We start from the raw sequence: 1,027 nt of genomic DNA, 5'->3' as shown, positions 1-1,027 counted from the left end.
ATGATGGCTTTACCGGAACAGTTAGAACAGGAGCTGAATCAAGAACTCGAACGTTATCAGGAGGAAAGACAGATGCCTTTAATTAGTCGAGGGTCAGAAAGGGCAATGAAAAGGGGTCTGGAACAAGGACTTCAACAATCTCGGAAAAGCTTTCAAGGGACAGTAGTTAAAATTTTACAAAAGCGCTTTGAATCGGTATCACCGGAATTGGTGGCAGCGATTAATGGCATAGACGATATCTCTGGGTTGGAACAGTTGATTGATCACTCTCTTGAGAGTAACTCCCTTGAGGAATTTGAGCAGCTATTGGCACAACATCAGGTTAGTCAGGAGAATTGAGCACTATCACAGATGCGATTGGCCGTAGGCCACGCTACGCGATTGACCTTTGGTCACGCGGGGCGCGTTCGCATTTGTGATACCAGGAAACGGGCAAGATGCCCATTCCACATCACTCCCGCCTACTCCCGACTCTCTACAAGTCAATGAAATAATGATCCAAAGCACCAAGTCCGGGACCCTGAGTCTTCTGGTAATCCCTCCGAAACTGAGTCAAATCTTGGTATCCTGCTGCTGACGGTAGCTCGTTCACGCCATCGCTCAGTAACCAGAATTGTCCATCAATAGACCTCTTGCAAAAGTATTTTTCTAATAGTGTTCTTGATGCAGTCGCTCATGGGGGAAACCACGGCAGTCGCTCATGGGGGGAACCCCCAAGACCGCGCTGCCTCCCCAAGACCACTTAGGTGCGCTTTCCGTAGGCGAATTAAATTCGCCACGGGTCGCACCTCTGCATCGCTTTGCGTCAATTCTTGTCCACTGTTCCCAGATCCGCTGTTCCCTGTTCCCGACAACTGCCGCGAAGTCTAAACAATAGTCTTTCAATTTCCGTGGAGTCCAGCAGTACACCATGGCGTTTCACAAAATTCCGTACTAACTCCAGCACCGATGTCTGGTAATATCGCAGTTCCACCAGCACCGGAATTTTTCCTTGTATCCCTTCATCCCCCAACAATCGCACTAAGGC

The 1,027-nt window shown here is 49.0% G+C and carries 3 protein-coding genes; 2 read left to right on the top strand and 1 reads right to left on the bottom strand.

Annotated features, from left to right (window positions below):
• On the top strand, positions 1-339 hold a 339-nt coding region (locus F6K37_RS44300), incomplete at its 5' end, for a DUF4351 domain-containing protein (RefSeq protein ID WP_287257469.1).
• A 12-nt stretch (positions 340-351) separates the two neighbouring features.
• A complete protein-coding gene (locus tag F6K37_RS44295; protein WP_154659924.1) occupies positions 352-489 on the top strand; it encodes a hypothetical protein in 138 nt (45 codons plus the stop codon).
• A 316-nt stretch (positions 490-805) separates the two neighbouring features.
• On the opposite strand, the gene F6K37_RS44290 is transcribed toward F6K37_RS44295, so the two are convergent.
• Positions 806-1,027 (bottom strand): hypothetical protein (locus F6K37_RS44290; RefSeq protein ID WP_287257468.1); only part of this gene is annotated, 222 nt, incomplete at its 5' end.

Source organism: Moorena sp. SIO4E2, from assembly GCF_010671945.1.
Taxonomy (GTDB): domain Bacteria; phylum Cyanobacteriota; class Cyanobacteriia; order Cyanobacteriales; family Coleofasciculaceae; genus Moorena; species Moorena producens.
The sequence above is the reverse complement of the archived record's forward strand: the minus strand, read 5'-3'. Positions and strand labels throughout refer to the sequence as shown.